This is a genomic window from Streptomyces sp. DSM 110735, assembly GCF_016482685.1.
GTDB lineage: Bacteria > Actinomycetota > Actinomycetes > Streptomycetales > Streptomycetaceae > Streptomyces.
Genome location: NZ_JACYHF010000002.1, coordinates 393,284 through 407,577, shown reverse-complemented (window position 1 = coordinate 407,577; position 14,294 = coordinate 393,284). Strand labels below are relative to the sequence as shown.

At 72.5% G+C, this 14,294-nt stretch carries 14 protein-coding genes; 6 read left to right on the top strand and 8 right to left on the bottom strand.

Annotation, left to right across the window (positions count from 1 at the left end; translation table 11 throughout):
* The first annotated feature begins 114 nt into the window (after positions 1–114).
* The 4 genes from IF655_RS04540 to IF655_RS04525 all read left to right on the top strand — a co-directional run bounded on the left by IF655_RS04540 (position 115) and on the right by IF655_RS04525 (position 3,739).
* Complete coding sequence (locus IF655_RS04540) at positions 115–1,086, top strand: NADPH:quinone oxidoreductase family protein (protein ID WP_199582182.1); 972 nt, start codon at positions 115–117, stop codon at positions 1,084–1,086.
* Positions 1,083–2,300 carry an acyl-CoA dehydrogenase family protein gene (locus IF655_RS04535; protein WP_199582181.1) on the top strand — a complete coding sequence of 406 codons (1,218 nt, stop codon included), beginning with the start codon at positions 1,083–1,085 and terminating at the stop codon, positions 2,298–2,300. The genes IF655_RS04540 and IF655_RS04535 overlap by 4 nt, the downstream gene beginning before the upstream one ends.
* Positions 2,297–3,409 (top strand): acyl-CoA dehydrogenase family protein, encoded by a 1,113-nt coding sequence (locus IF655_RS04530; RefSeq protein ID WP_199582180.1) that lies wholly within the window; start codon positions 2,297–2,299, stop codon positions 3,407–3,409. Before IF655_RS04535 ends, IF655_RS04530 begins: the two co-directional genes overlap by 4 nt.
* Positions 3,410–3,544: 135 nt before the next feature.
* The gene (locus tag IF655_RS04525) at positions 3,545–3,739 is read left to right on the top strand and encodes a hypothetical protein (protein WP_199582179.1); all 195 of its coding nucleotides are present in this window, start codon (positions 3,545–3,547) and stop codon (positions 3,737–3,739) included.
* A 27-nt stretch (positions 3,740–3,766) separates the two neighbouring features.
* Here the strand turns inward: IF655_RS04525 and IF655_RS04520 are convergent, their stop codons facing one another.
* The 4 genes from IF655_RS04520 to IF655_RS04505 form a co-directional block, all read right to left on the bottom strand.
* Complete coding sequence (locus tag IF655_RS04520; RefSeq protein ID WP_374100164.1) at positions 3,767–4,963, bottom strand: phosphodiester glycosidase family protein; 1,197 nt, start codon at positions 4,961–4,963, stop codon at positions 3,767–3,769.
* A 7-nt stretch (positions 4,964–4,970) separates the two neighbouring features.
* Positions 4,971–5,333, bottom strand: coding sequence for a DUF779 domain-containing protein (locus IF655_RS04515; RefSeq protein ID WP_199582178.1), 363 nt, complete (start codon positions 5,331–5,333; stop codon positions 4,971–4,973).
* Positions 5,334–5,438: 105 nt separating this feature from the next.
* The gene (locus tag IF655_RS04510; protein ID WP_199582177.1) at positions 5,439–7,367 is read right to left on the bottom strand and encodes an N-acetylmuramoyl-L-alanine amidase; all 1,929 of its coding nucleotides are present in this window, start codon (positions 7,365–7,367) and stop codon (positions 5,439–5,441) included.
* A 254-nt stretch (positions 7,368–7,621) separates the two neighbouring features.
* Positions 7,622–9,148: a M1 family metallopeptidase gene (locus tag IF655_RS04505; RefSeq protein WP_206775401.1), complete on the bottom strand. Its 1,527-nt coding sequence runs from the start codon at positions 9,146–9,148 to the stop codon at positions 7,622–7,624.
* 193 nt (positions 9,149–9,341) lie between these two features.
* Here IF655_RS04505 and IF655_RS04500 point away from each other — a divergent pair, with 193 nt between their 5' ends.
* Positions 9,342–10,250: a UTP--glucose-1-phosphate uridylyltransferase gene (locus IF655_RS04500; protein ID WP_199582176.1), complete on the top strand. Its 909-nt coding sequence runs from the start codon at positions 9,342–9,344 to the stop codon at positions 10,248–10,250.
* A gap of 69 nt (positions 10,251–10,319) precedes the next feature.
* On the opposite strand, the gene IF655_RS04495 is transcribed toward IF655_RS04500, so the two are convergent.
* The 4 genes from IF655_RS04495 to IF655_RS04480 are packed head-to-tail and all read right to left on the bottom strand — an operon-like array spanning position 10,320 to position 12,700.
* Positions 10,320–11,099 (bottom strand): PIG-L deacetylase family protein, encoded by a 780-nt coding sequence (locus IF655_RS04495; RefSeq protein ID WP_199582175.1) that lies wholly within the window; start codon positions 11,097–11,099, stop codon positions 10,320–10,322.
* The gene (locus tag IF655_RS04490) at positions 11,096–11,620 is read right to left on the bottom strand and encodes an NUDIX domain-containing protein (RefSeq protein ID WP_199582174.1); all 525 of its coding nucleotides are present in this window, start codon (positions 11,618–11,620) and stop codon (positions 11,096–11,098) included. The genes IF655_RS04495 and IF655_RS04490 overlap by 4 nt, the downstream gene beginning before the upstream one ends.
* Positions 11,617–12,186 (bottom strand): NUDIX domain-containing protein, encoded by a 570-nt coding sequence (locus IF655_RS04485; protein WP_199582173.1) that lies wholly within the window; start codon positions 12,184–12,186, stop codon positions 11,617–11,619. The genes IF655_RS04490 and IF655_RS04485 overlap by 4 nt, the downstream gene beginning before the upstream one ends.
* 37 nt (positions 12,187–12,223) lie before the next feature.
* Positions 12,224–12,700, bottom strand: coding sequence for an NUDIX domain-containing protein (locus IF655_RS04480; RefSeq protein WP_199582172.1), 477 nt, complete (start codon positions 12,698–12,700; stop codon positions 12,224–12,226).
* Positions 12,701–12,839: 139 nt separating this feature from the next.
* On the opposite strand from IF655_RS04480, the gene IF655_RS04475 reads away from it, so the two are divergent.
* Positions 12,840–14,099: an MFS transporter gene (locus IF655_RS04475; RefSeq protein ID WP_199582171.1), complete on the top strand. Its 1,260-nt coding sequence runs from the start codon at positions 12,840–12,842 to the stop codon at positions 14,097–14,099.
* Positions 14,100–14,294 lie beyond the last annotated feature (195 nt).

Sequence of the window (14,294 nt, the reverse complement as noted above, 5' to 3'; positions counted from 1 at the left end):
GGGGTCTGCGTGATCGGCGGCGAGCGGCGCGGGAGCGCCCTTCCCACACTGGCAAGCGACCGCTTAGTATGCCGAGGAACCCGGTCGCACGAGGCAGTCCCGTGGAGGCTTCACATGCAGGCATGGCAGGTGCACGAGAACGGCGAGCCGGGTGCGGTGATGCGCCTCGCGGAAGTGGACCGCCCGGTGCCCGGCGAGGGGCAGGTGCTGCTCCGGGTGCGTGCCGCCAACGTCAACTTCCCGGACGCCCTGCTGTGCCGGGGTCAGTACCAGATCCGGCCGCCGCTGCCCTTCACGCCCGGCGTCGAGATCTGCGGCGAGACCGGGGACGGGCGCCGGGTGATCGCCAACCCCGCGCTGCCGTACGGCGGTTTCGCGGAGTACGCCCTCGCCGACGCCCGCGCGCTGCTGCCCGCCCCCGACTCGCTGGACGACGCGGAAGCCGCCGCCCTGCACATCGGCTACCAGACCGGCTGGTTCGGGCTGCACCGCAGGGCGCACCTGGAGGCGGGCGAGACCCTGCTCGTGCACGCCGCCGCCGGAGGAGTCGGCAGCGCGGCCGTCCAGCTCGGCAAGGCGGCCGGGGCGCGTGTCATCGGCGTCGTCGGCGGTCCCGAAAAGGCAGCCGTGGCCCGCGAGTTGGGCTGTGACGTGGTCGTGGACCGGCGGAGCGAGGACGTGGTCGCCGCCGTCAAGGAGGCGACCGGCGGCCGGGGCGCGGACGTGATCTACGACCCCGTCGGCGGCGACGCCTACGCGCAGTCCGCCAAGCTGGTCGCCTTCGAGGGCCGGATCGTCGTCGTCGGCTTCGCCAGCGGCACCATTCCGAGCCCCGCCCTCAACCACGCCTTGGTGAAGAACTACTCGATCGTGGGCCTGCATTGGGGGCTGTACAACACCAAGGACCCCAAGCTGGTCCTGCGGTGCCACGAGGAACTCACCGAACTCGCCGCGCGCGGCGCCATCAAGCCGCTGATCAGCGAGCGCGTCCCCCTGAGCGGCGCGGCCGACGCCGTGCAGCGGGTCGCCGCCGGTACGACCACGGGGCGTATCGCCGTGGTCCTGGAGAACGGAGCCGCCGTATGACCGACGCCGAGGAACTGCGCCGCCGCACAGCCGAGTTGCTGGCCGCGCACCCGCCCGCCACCACCGACCGCCTCGACTTCCTGCGCGCCCGCTTCGACGCCGGACTCGCCTGGGTGCACTACCCCGAGGGACTCGGCGGACTCGGTGTCCCGCGCGCCCTCCAGGCCGTGGTGGACGCCGAGTTGGAAGCCGCGGGGGCGCCGGACAACGACCCCCGGCGCATCGGCATCGGTCTGGGCATGGCCGCGCCGACGATCCTGCGCTACGGCACCGACGAGCAGAAGTCCCGCTTTCTGCGCCCGTTGTGGACCGGCGAGGAGGTGTGGTGCCAGTTGTTCAGCGAGCCCGGCGCCGGGTCCGACCTGGCCGCGCTCGGCACCCGCGCCGTGCGGGAGGATGGGGGTACCGCCCGCTCGAGCGAAGCCGAGAGTGGGGGAAGCTGGGTGGTCAACGGGCAGAAGGTGTGGACCTCCAGCGCCCACCTCGCCCGCTGGGCCATCCTCATCGCCCGCACCGACCCGGACGTGCCCAAGCACGCGGGCATCACGTACTTCATCTGCGACATGAGCGACCCGGGCGTCGAGGTCCGGCCGCTGCGCCAGATCACCGGCGAGGCCGAGTTCAACGAGGTCTTCCTGACCGACGTACGCATCCCCGACGCCCGCCGCCTCGGTGAGGTCGGCGACGGCTGGCGGGTCGCGCAGACCACGCTCATGAACGAGCGCGTCTCCATCGGCGGCATGCGGCTGCCCCGCGAGGGCGGCATGATCGGTCCGGTCGCGAAGACCTGGCGCGAACGCCCCGAACTGCGCACCCACGATCTGCACCAGCGGCTGCTGGGACTCTGGGTGGAGTCCGAGGTCTCCCGCCTCACCGCCGAACGCCTGCGCCAGCAACTCGTCGCCGGACAGCCCGGCTACGAGGGCTCCGGCATGAAGCTCGCCTTCGCCCGCCTCAACCAGGAGATCAGCGGTCTGGAAGTCGAACTCCGGGGTGAAGAGGGGCTGTTGTACGACGAGTGGACCATGCGCCGTCCCGAGCTGGTCGACTTCACCGGGCGCGACGCCGGATACCGCTATCTGCGCGCCAAGGGCAACAGCATCGAGGGCGGGACCAGCGAGGTCCTGCTGAACATCGTCGCCGAACGCGTCCTCGGTCTGCCCGCCGAACCGCGCACCGACAAGGACGTCGCCTGGAAGGACCTCGCCCGATGAGCACGACGAACTCCGGTGTGCGCACACCGGCCACCGAACCCGATCTGCTCTACTCGGAGGAGGAGGAAGCGCTCCGCGCCGCCGTCCGCGACCTGCTCGGCGACCACTGCGCACCCGAATCCGTGCTCGCCCGCATCGAGTCGGACACCCCGCACGACCTCGCCCTGTGGAAGCTGCTGGCCGACGGCATGGGGCTTGCCGGACTGCTGATCCCCGAGGATCTCGGCGGTCAGGGCGCCACGCACCGCGAAGTCGCGGTCGTCCTGGAGGAGTTGGGACGCTCCGTCGCTCCCGTGCCGTACCTCACCAGCGCGGTCACCGCCACCGAGGCGCTGCTCGCCTGCGAGGACGCCGAGCTGCTGCGCGACCTCGCCACCGGGCGCACCGTCGCCGCCCTCGCCGTCGCCCTGCACCGCGCCCCCGGCGCCGACTTCCCCACCGCCCGTCTCGAAGGGGACCTGCTGCACGGGGAGTTCACCGGTATCGCGGACGCGGCAGCCGCCGACGTGCTGCTGATCCCGGCCGACGACGGCGGGCTCTACGCGGTGCACGCCGACGCGGCGACCGTCACCCCGCAGCTCTCGCTGGACCTGACCCGCCCGCTGGCCACCGTCACCCTCACCGGAGCGCCGGGTCGCCGCGTGGGCGCCGCCGAACCCGCCGTACGACGCGCCCTGACGGCTGCCGCCGGACTGCTCGCCTCCGAGCAACTGGGTGTCGCCGACTGGGCGTTGACCGAGACGGTGCGCTACCTCAAGGAGCGCAGGCAGTTCAACCGTCCCGTCGGCGGCTTCCAGGCGCTCAAGCACCGGCTCGCCCAGTTGTGGCTGGAGGTCGTCAACCTTCGCGCGGCTGCCCGCGCCGCCGCCGACGCGCTCGCCACGGGCGTGGACACCGAGGTCGCGGTGGCCGTCGCCCAGGCGTACGCCTCCGCGGTCGCCGTGCACGCCACCGAGGAAGCCGTCCAGCTCCACGGCGGCATCGGCATGACCTGGGAGCACCCGGCGCACCTGTACCTCAAGCGCGCCAAGGCGGACTCGCTCGCCCACGGCACGTCCGGCGCCCACCGCGAGGCTCTGGCCGCACTGGTCGACCTCCAGGCGCCCTGACACCGGACCACCGACAGCCCCCGTCCGCGCGACATCACCCGGACGGGGGACACGTCAGCAGCCCGGACGAACCCTCCGCTACGCCACACTTGCGGCCGAACGCCGCCCAACGGGCGCGCGCGGAGGAGGTTTCCGATGGCCGTTTCCATCTCGGTGATGTTGCTGCTCCTGATCCTGGCGGTGGTCTTCCTGCGCAACGGCGCACTGAAGATGTCCCACGCCCTGACCTGCGTCCTGCTCGGCTTCTGCCTGGCGGGCACGAGCATGGGTCCGAGCATCTCCAGCGGGCTCACGGCGACGGCGGAGCTGGTCAGCGGGCTGCGCCCCTGATCCTCCGTGAGGCGCCGCCCCGGTGGCTCACGGCACCGCGAACACCCCGATGCCGTTGGGAACGGGGCGTTCCGCGCCGCCGCTCGGATGGCTGCGGATCACGATGCCGCCCCGCTCCCGCGTGACCAGCTCGGTCGACCCGCCGCCGTCCAGGTTGAACCCCTCGGCGGCGCCCAGCGTCCGCAGGGTCGCGGCTTCTTCGGCGACGGTCAGACCGCTTCGGTAGTCGGCCGACCCGTCCAGCGCGAGCAGCAGCAGCCGACGGCCACCCGGGGTCACGCCCACCGCCGTCCGCACGGCCGAGACCCTGTCGTCGAGACCGGGCAGCGGTTCGCCCCCGCTCAGCACGGGGAAGCCGCCGATCGCGAAGGCGTACGGCACCGACCCGGACACCAGCCCGTACCGCACCCGCACCCGGTCGCCCACCGACAGCCCGGCCAGCCTGCGTGCCCCGCTGCCGCGCCCGAGCAGCACCGTCGTGTCCGGGGCGATCGGACCGGCACCGGGTCCCTCGGACACGCTCACCACCCGTCCGGCGCGCACGGCCACCTCCCGGGCGTCGGTGTCACAGCCTGCCGCCCGGTCGGTGTCGGTGCCGCACACCGCACGCGCCCGGGAGACGGTGCCCCACCACATGGTGAAGGCGCCTATGGAGTCCTGGGGGAGCGCGTACTGATTGAGACCGCCGAGCGGAAAGGTGCCCGTCGCCGTGCGGACCGAGCCGACCAGCCGCAGTCGTCCCGGCCGGGCCCTGCGGTCGACGCCCACACCGAACACCTCGCGCCCGGTGGTGCCGGGCGGCGGCGCCGGTCCGAAGCGCTGACCCGGCGGAACCGCCGCCTTCATGGCACGTCCGTCCGCGACCGCCGGTCCCACGCTCGCGCCCGTCGCCTCGACGCCCGGATGCTGGGTCTCGGTGATGTCGAAGAAATCCCCGTTGACCCCCGCGACCGCCCCTGCCGTCTCCGCCAGCCGCGAGACCGTCTCCCGCGCGGCCACCGCGCCCGGATGGAGCAGCCGGACCCGGACATGCCGGTCGCCCAGGTCCACGGTGAGCAGATGCACCCGCGCGGTCCCGGCCGCCCCGGCCACGTCGAACTGCCGGTACCGCACGCCTCGTACGACCGCACTGCCGTCCGGCGCGGCTCCCGCCGGGGTCACGAACACGGTGAGCAGTGCGAACACCGCGCCGCACGAAGCGACCACCGCCGACCGGCGGTTCACGGCGAGGCTAGCCCTGGACCACGTGCGAGCGGATCAGAAAGCGCACCCCTTCGGGTGCCTCAAGGGAGAAGCCGCTGCCGCGTCCGGGCACCACGTCCACCGTCAGGCGGGTGTGGCTCCAGACCTCGAACTGGGACCTGGACATCCAGAACGGCACCGTCTCCGGCACGTCCTCGACGGCGAGTTCGGCGAGGAGCACGTCGGAGTCGCCGGTGCGGAACTCACCCGCCGGGTAGCACATGGGCGCGCTGCCGTCGCAGCAGCCGCCGGACTGGTGGAACATCAGCGGACCGTGCTCGGCCCGCAGTCTGCGCACCAACTCGGCCGCCTGCGGCGTGAGCCGGACGCGAGGGACCTCTTCGTCTGCCATCGCTTCCTCCAATGCCTCCAGTCTGCTGGCTCACCAACAGCACGTCCAGCACGCGTACTTCACGGCGGAGGGCCGACCCCCTCGGAGCCGGCCCTCGATCCGGGGTCAGCGCTGCGGTGTCGGACCCGCGTGCGCGGGCGCGCCCGCCGCGCCGGGCGTCGAGATCACGTCCACGTCGCTCGCCCGGACGTAGGCGAGCCGGTGGTCCAACTGGATCTCGTAGTACGGCTCCTGGCCCTTGATGACGGGCGCCGGGACGTCCGGGAAGGAGGAGCGGTCCACGTACGAGCCGAACACCCGCGCCCCGGTCACATACCGCTGGCCCGCCTTGATGGTGTACGGCAGCGGGGTCTCCTGTGCCTCGTCCACGCCGTCGGGGTAGGCGGACTCCTCCGGGAGCGCGCGGCCGTAGACCTGGATCTCGCTCCGGCCCGCCTTGGGGGTGATCATGTGGCCGCGCGCGCCGACCGCCGTCGGCTGCTTCTTCGGGTTCTTGAACCACGCCTTGTGGCCCTGGAACCAGATCGCCGTCCAGTCGCCCCGGCGCTCGGCGACCGCGAAGGACTGCCCCGTCGAGACCCGCGAGGCGAGGTCGTCGACGTCCACCGTGGCGTCGTCGCCGTCGGGGCGCCGGCCCGGGTCCTGGATCAGCGGGGCGTCCTCGGAGGGCTCGGTGTACAGCCGGACGGCGCTCGAACCGTGCGGCGCGCAGGTCGCGCCCTTCTCCGAGCAGCCCGTGAAGACCGGCTTGTGCTTGGCGTAGTCCGGAAGGATCATCACGACGTCGCTGTCAGGACCGGCCGTGGCCTTGAGCGGCGCGCCGAGCAGGTCGAAGTAGTGCCGCCAGTCCCAGAAGGGACCGGGGTCGTCGTGCATGTCCGGGATGCTGCCCTCGGTCGGCGAGGGAACGTTGTCGTGCCCGAAGATGTGCCACCGGTCCAGCGGGATGGAGTAACGTTTCGCCAGATACTTCACGAGCCGGGCGGAGGACCGGTACATCTGCTCGGTATACCAGGCGTCCGGCTGGCGCAGGAAACCCTCGTGCTCGATGCCGATCGAGCGGCCGTTGACGAACTGGTTGCCCGAGTGCCAGGCGGCGTCCTTGGTCTTCACGTGCTGGGTGACATGACCGTCGCTGGAGCGGATGGAGTAGTGCCAGGACGCCTCCTCCGGGTCCTGGATGGTCGCGAGCATCGAGGCCAGCGGTGCCTCGGTGTCGTGGATGACGATGTACTCGATCCGCTGGTCCTTGGGACGGTTCGCCAGGTCGTGATTGCCGTAGGCGTCCTCGTTGATGCGGACGTACGGCGCGCTCAGCCAGGAGCAGTTCAGCTCAGGCGGGCACTCGGTGTTCTTCGAGCGCTGCGCGCCCTGGGCGGTGGCCGGGTGCGGGCGCACCTGGGGGCTCGCGGCGAGGATCACGTGTTGCCCGGCGTCGGTGACCCGGTCGGCGCCCTTGCGGATGACGTCGAAGACGTCGTTCGCGTACGCCTCCGCCTGCGCCGTGTCGGTCGTCCCGGCGAACTTCGCCACCGCCTCCCACCACTGGGCCGGGTCGGCGCTGAGCGGCTTTCCGAGCCCCCGCTGGGTCTCGGCGAGCAGGGCGGCACCGCCGCGCACGTTGGCGGCGTCGTCCTTCTGGAGCCGCTCGGGCGGCAGCTTGAGGAGTCCGGCGGCCCGCCGCAGGTCCGCCTGACCGCCGGTGTTCCGGGAGGCGGTCCCGTGGGAGGCGGCCGGACTCGGTGTCAGCGTCTGCGGCCGGGGCGTCACATGGTGCCGGGGCTGCTCGGGCGGCGGTCCGGCGGAGTCCACCAGGTGCATCGGGCCGTAGCCGCCGACGACACTCGCGACTCCGGGGTGCGAGTCCCACCTCGACTGGAGGTAGGACACGCCCATCAGCACGCTGCGGGGCACGTGGTACTCGGCCGCGGCGGCGGTGTAGTCGTCCTGCAGGCGGTTGTCGGACGGACCGCCGCCGTCGTCCGAGTGGTCGAGCAGCAGCAACGGCAGCAGCAGTGCCGCCGAAGCGCTCACACAGACGATTCGCCGGTGTCCGCGCACATAACCGGAGACGCGGGGGGCGACGCGTTTTCTCATACGGGAGGCTCCAACGAGGTCGGCGTGGCCAGAGAATGCGACCAGGGCACAGGGGCTGGCCCTGCACGTCACCCCTCGTACGTTTCCTTGCCTCGCGCGCCACGTCGCGCCGAGCGTCAACCGCGTGGACCATCCCCCGCGCCGAGGCCACCCGGTCGGCGGCAGTCGCGCCCCGCCCGGCGGACGGCGGCTCAGTCCTCCGTCACCGGGTCGGTGTGCCAGTCCGGGTGACCCGGCATCGGCGGGGTGTGCGCGCCGTACAGCCACGGGTCCAGAAACGGCGTCAGGTCCTCACCGGCGACCTTCGAGGCGAGCCTGACGAAGTCTCGGGTCCCTGCCGTCCGCCCCTGGTACTCCGTCACCCAGGAGCGCTCGATCCGTCCGAAGGTGTCCGCGCCGACCTTCTCCCGCAGGGCGTACAGCACCAGCGCGGAGCCGTCGTAGCGGATCTGCCGGAACAGGGTTCCCTCGGCAGGTTCCGCCGGGGCGCCGTCGTCGTGGCGCCACTGGTCGTGCTGCTCGTAGGCCGAACGCATCATGTCCGCCATGTTCGGTCCGCCGCGCGTGTCGGCGTAGAGCAGCTCGTAGAACCGGGCGTGACCCTCGCTCAGCCACAGGTCCGACCAGCGGCGGATCGCCACGCTGTCACCGGTCCAGTGGTGGGTCAGCTCGTGCACGAGGTTCCGCTCGGCGGTCACCTGATCCCCCAGCAGATCGGCACTCGGCAGCGTCGACAGCGACTGGGTCTCCAGCGCCACGGGCAGATCGCCCGCGCTTACGAGCACGCCGTAGCGGCGGAAGGGGTACGGACCCAGCCGCTGCTCCAGCCAGGCGAGATGGTCCGGCGTCAGCGAGCGGTACGCCTTGGTGTCCGCCACCAGGTCGTCCGGCACCACGTCCCGCACGGGCAGCCCGTGCGGACCCTTGCCGTCGATCACCGTCAGCCTGCCGATCGCGAGCTGGACCAACTGCGCGGCGAGCGGCTGCTCCGAGTCGTAGGTCCACCGGGTCCGCCCGTCCGCCTGCCGCTCGCGCTTGACGAGCCGTCCGTTCGCGACGGCCGTGATCCCCGGCGGGGTGGTGACGTGGAAGGTGTACGGCGCGCGCAGGCTGGGGTGGTCGTCCGCCGGGAAGATCATCTTGGCGCCGTCGGGCTGGGGCGACAGCAGCGTGCCGTCGTCGGTGGGCACCCAGCCGTAGTCCTGGATCGCGTCGTCGCGGTGGCGCCGCTGGGTCGGGTCGGCGGTGTACGCCACCCGCACGGTGAACCGGTGCCCGCGCGCGAGGGGCTGTCCCGGCGTGACGACCAGCTCGTCGCCCTTCCGCTCGGTTCTCGCCGGGGCGCCGTCCACCGTGACGGCGCCCAGCGTGTTCCCGGCGAAGTCGAGGTCGAACCGGGACAGCGCCTGGGTGGCGGTCGCGGCGATGGTCGCGGTGGCGGGGAAGGGCGTGCGGGGGGCGCGCCAGTCGAAGTCGAGGGTGTACCGGACGACCGTGTACCCGCCGTTGCCGTCGAGCGGCACGAGCGGATCACCGATGCCGGGCGCGCCGGGCCGGGGCACATCGGCGACCTGCGTGGCGGTGCGGGTCGTACCCGGGGCGGGAGGGGCGCCCGGGGTCCTGGAGCGGGGTTCGAGGACCAGGAAGGCGGTGGCGGTGAGGGCGACGGCGGTACCGGTCAGGGCGAGGAGGGGGAGGGTGCGGCGGGGGAGAGGCATGGCGGCACTATGTCAGGGTGAGGGGTGATATAGGGGTTTTGTGGGGGTTCCCTGATGTCGGCGGTGTCCCCGGACGCACCCCGCGAGGCTCTCCTGTCCCCGGGCTGTGCGGGGGATGTCAACCCTCCACAGCCTTGGTCGTTAGCGTCGGTGCCTGATGTGACACCCCCTCGGAACAACCCCTGGAGCGCTGATGCCCCCCACCATCCGCCGGGCCGTGATTCCCGCCGCCGGGCTCGGATCGCGGCTGCTGCCGCTGACCAAGGCCACGCCCAAGGAGATGCTGCCGGTCGGTGACAAGCCGGTCGTGGAGCACACCGTGCGCGAGCTGGTGGACTCCGGCATCACCGACATCACCATCGTCGTCTCCGGCGGGAAATCCCTGATCCAGGATCACTTCCGCCCCAACCCCGCCCTCGTGCGCCAGCTCCGCGCCGACGGCAAGGACGCGTACGCCGACGCCGTCGAGGAGGTCGCGGAGCTGGCGCGCCAGGGCCACATCACCTACCTCGACCAGCACGGTCCGTACGGCAACGGCACCCCCGTCCTCAACGCCGCCCGCAGCTTCGGCGACGAACCCGCCCTGGTCCTGTGGCCCGACGACGTGTTCGTGGCGGACGTCCCCCGCGCCCAGCAGCTCATCCGCGCCTACGAACAGACCGGCTGCCCCGTCCTCGCCCTCCTCCCCATGGACCCCGCCGACTCCCGCCGCTACGGCGTCCCCGTCGTCAAGGAGGACCTCGGCGACGGCATGCTCCGCATCACCGGTCTGGTCGAGAAGCCCGAGCCGGATGCGGCGCCGTCGGCGTACGCGGCCATCGGCGGATACGTCGTCACCCCCGGCATCGTCGACGAACTCCGCGAACAGACCCGCCTCTGGTACGACGCCGAACGGCAGGGCAGGCCGGTCGGCGAGGTCTACCTCACCGACGCCCTCAACGCCTACGCCGCCCACCACGCGGTCTACGGCCAGGTCATCCAGGGCGAGTGGTACGACACCGGCAACCCCGCCGACTACCTGGTCGCCCAGATGGCCCACGCCCTGTCCCACCCCGAATACGGGCCGGTACTGCGGGAGTTGGTGCACCGGCTCGACGGCTGACGAGCGTTCTCAGGCGCGGGTGAGCATGACCACCAGGTCGTCCGCGAGGGCGTCGTGGTGCGGTGCGGTTCAGGGCGTCAGGTCGGGCAGGGGTCGGGAGGCGGGGGTCAGGACGGCTCGCATGTAGTACTCCGTGCCGATGATGCGGTGCCGGGTCTCGGTGGGGAGGCGGGCGAGGATGCCGGGGAGGGGGCGTTCGCGTTCGACCTGGCTGCGGTGGGCCAGGATCGCCGCCCATTTGCGGTCCAGCCAGGGGCGTACGTCCACGACCGCGCTCACCTGGTCGTGGGGTACGGCCAGGACGGACTTTCGGGCCCGGGTCAGCAGGGGACCGAGGTCGGTCACCGCCGTGTCGGGGTGGGTGGCCAGGTACACCGCGCTCGGCTGCCAGGGCTCGCCCGCCTCGGGGTGGAGGTGCCCGAGTCCGGCGGCTGCGGCGGCGAGCAGGGTGACCCGGTGGGTGCGGCGGTGGTCCGGGTGACCGGTCAGACCGCCGTAGGCGTCGTGCGTGAGCACGATCTCCGGGCGGGTGGCGCGGATGACGGCGACCACGCGGGCGACCGCCTCGTCCAGCGGCACGTCGCACCAACGCGGCTGCCCCGGTGCCGAGTCGGGGACGCGGTCGTCGGCGTAGCCGAGGAGGTGGGGCGGCTCGGCGCCCAAGGCGCGTACGGCGTCCGCCAGTTCGGCGGCGCGATACGTGCCGGGAGACCAGGTGGCGGTCAGGACCGCCGTCCGGGCGCCCGCCGCCGCGTGGCGGGCGAGGACACCGCCGGAGACGAGGGACTCGTCGTCGGGGTGGGCGAAGACGGCGAGGAGGCTGGGCGGGGTCGTCGCCGCCCTGCTCACTCGGACCCCCAGTCCCAGGAGTCGAAGTAGGCCGCGACGCCGGTGGCACGTGCCTCCAGTACCGCGCTCAGCCGCGCGAAGTCCCTTGACGGCATGAGCGGTTGCCAGGCGGCGAGCGGCAGTACCCGCGCCTCGTCGTGCTCCTCCGGATCGAGGACGAGCCCCCGGATCTCCGCCTCGCTCAGCCGCCCGCCGTCGAAGACGAGACCCATCGTGCTGTACGGCCACGGGGAGCCCGGCAGCCCGAACACCGTCGCCAGCAGCCGGGGCGGTCCCGGCACCCGGATGCCGGTCTCCTCCTCGCACTCCCGGACCGCCGTCTCCCACGGCCGCTCCCCGGGTTCCATCGTGCCGCCGGGGAACTGCCAGGGGTGGGTGGCGCTGTAGACGCCGTGCAGTTGCAGCGGCCGGTCGCGGTCGTCGGTGAAGAAGACACAGGCGAAACCGGTGGCCTTCATGACCGTCTCGGCGTACTCCGCCGGAGGCAGCCAGACCTTCTTCCCGAGGGGTTTGTGTTTCAACGAGCCTCCGTGAGGGGGTGGTTCGGACCGTCGGCGGCGCTGTCGAACCGCGACGGGACGACGACGAGCCGGTCCGTCGCCGGGTCGTGCGCGATGGTGTCGCCGGGTTCCTGGAAATGCAGGGCGAGTCGGGCTCCGGCGCGGTACGCGGTCAGACCCGCGTGGCAGTACGCCACCACCGGCGCGGGCAGGGCGTCCAGGGGCGCCCAGGTCATCGCGTCGCACACCTCGGGCTCCCTGACCCCCGGTTCGCCCGCCCAGCGGCGGACCTCGAAGAACAGACCGACGCGCGCGTGACCGCCGGGTCCGCGATGGTGCACGGTGAGGGCGGCGCGCACGTCGTCGGACGCGATGAGCACGCCGGTCTCCTCCCGCGCCTCCCGGATCAGCGCCGTCACCACGTCCTCGTGCGGTCCGTCCAGATGCCCGGACGGCAGATGCCACAGCCCGGCGGCGTAGACCCGCCCGGCCCGCCGCGACATCAGCACCTCGGACCCGCCGACGCCCTCGCGGCGCAGGATCAGATGAACGTCGACGGGCTCGGTGTGACGGCGTTCGCTGCTCAACGGCGGCTCCGCTCAGGCGGCTTCGCCTTCACGCGGCTCACCAGCCCAGCTCCGTGTACGCGCGTCCGGCGCGGATGCCCTCGATGGCCGCGCGGGCGTAGGGGACGACGGGGTCCGGGAGGTCGTCCGGGGGCCACCAGCGCCAGGCCAGGCACTTGTCCGGTTCCCTGACCTCCGGGACGCCCTTCAACTCCCGCACCTGGAAGATCAGTTGCATGCGCGGCCGTCTCCTCGGGGCGTCCAGCAGATGCACCACGTGCGCGAACTCCACGTCGGCGGGGTCGATCACCAGCCCGCCCTCCTCGTACGCCTCCCGCACCAGGCACGCCACGGCGGACTCCTGCTCGCAGTGTCCGGCCAGGAAGTGCCAACTCCCGCCCTCGTAGGCAGAGTCGGGATGGCGCAGCCCGAGCAGGACCCGTCCCTCCGGGTCCTCCGCGTACAGGTGGACGCCGATGACGTTCAGGATGCGTCCGTGCGTCGCTGGTGCGAAGTCGGCGGCGTCGATGGGCATTTCGGTACCTCTCGGGGGGATACGGCGGGCTTGCTGAGACTGCCCCGGCATGGGCGGGGTCATGCGGGGTGGGGGAGGGGATGACCGGTTCGGGGCGGGTGGCGTGAACGTGGTTGCCGTTGGGGCAGACTGGCCGGTCATGGGTCTGGAACGCGTGCTGCTCGATGTGACCCCGCTGCGGTCGTCGCCCGCCTTCCGGCGGGTGTGGCTGGGGCAGACGCTGTCCGGGTTCGGCGGTCAGATGTCGGCTGTCGCCGTGATGTTCCAGATCTGGCGGACGACCGGCAGCACGGCGTGGACCGGCGCCGTCGGACTGGCGCAGGCGGTGCCGCTCATCGGGCTCGGGCTCTTCGCGGGGGCGCTGGCCGACCGGGTGGACCGGCGCCGCTTCTATCTGTGGACGACCGGCGGCCAAGCCCTGTGCTCCGTGCTCCTCGCGCTCCAGGGGTTCCTCGGGCATCTGCCGCCCGCCGGTGTCCTGGGACTCGTCGCCCTCCAGTCCTGCTTCGGCGCCGGAGTCGCGCCGGTCTCGCGGACGTTCGTGCCGCATCTGCTGCCCGAACACCAGCGCGCTGCCGGGCTCGCGCTGCGGCGCATCGCCTTCCAGGCCGCGATGCTGGCCGGACCCGCGCTGGGCGGACTGCTCGTGAGCGGTGTGGGGGTCGGCGGGTGCTATCTGATCGACTCCCTCACCTTCCTCGCCGCGCTCTTCGGCGCCCTCGGACTGCCCCCGATGAGCCCGGACGCCGACACCGAGCCCGCCCGCCCCGGTCTGCGCGGAGTACGGGACGGTCTGGCCTTCGTCGTGCGCACCCCCGTCGTGCGCGGAGCCCTGCTCACCGACCTCGCCGCGACCGTGCTGTCCATGCCGATCAGCCTGTTCCCGCTGGTCAACGCGGAACGGTTCGGCGGCGACCCGCGCACCCTCGGGCTGTTCCTGACCGCCGTCGCCGTGGGCGGCGTGGTCGCGTCGCTGCTGTCCGGGACCTTCACCCGCAGCCCGCGTCCCGGACGGGTCATGCTCCTCGCCTCCGCCACGTGGGGAGCCGCGCTGATCCTCTTCGGACTGGCGAGTGATCCCTGGCTCGGGCTGTTCTTCCTCGTCCTCGCGGGCGCCGCCGACACGGTCTCCGTGGTGGCCCGGAGCACCGTGGTCCAGGCACACACCCCGCGCGCGCTGCTCGGGCGGGTCGGCGCCGCCGAGCAGATCGTGGGCCAGGCGGGACCCGACCTCGGCAACCTGCGCGGCGGTCTCGTCGCCTCCGTCACCACCGGCACGACGGCGCTCGTCAGCGGCGGTCTGCTGTGCGTGCTCGCGGTGATCGCCGTGGGCGCGACCACGGCCGAGCTGCGTCCCTCTCCGGACGCAGGAGAGCGTGGGGTACGGCCGTCGCCGTAAGAGCCTCGTCAAGGGCGGGCCCGGGGGCGTAAGAGGGCTGTCAACGTGGGGTCCGGAGCGGTCGGAGGAGGGGTTTGCTCGGAGGGTAAGCGATCAATTCCTTTCCCTTCGGGAGTCCAAGATGGCCGATACGGCCCTCGTTCTCGCCGTCCTCGCGGGTTTCGCGCTGGTGGCCCTCGTCGCCAAGGGGGTGAC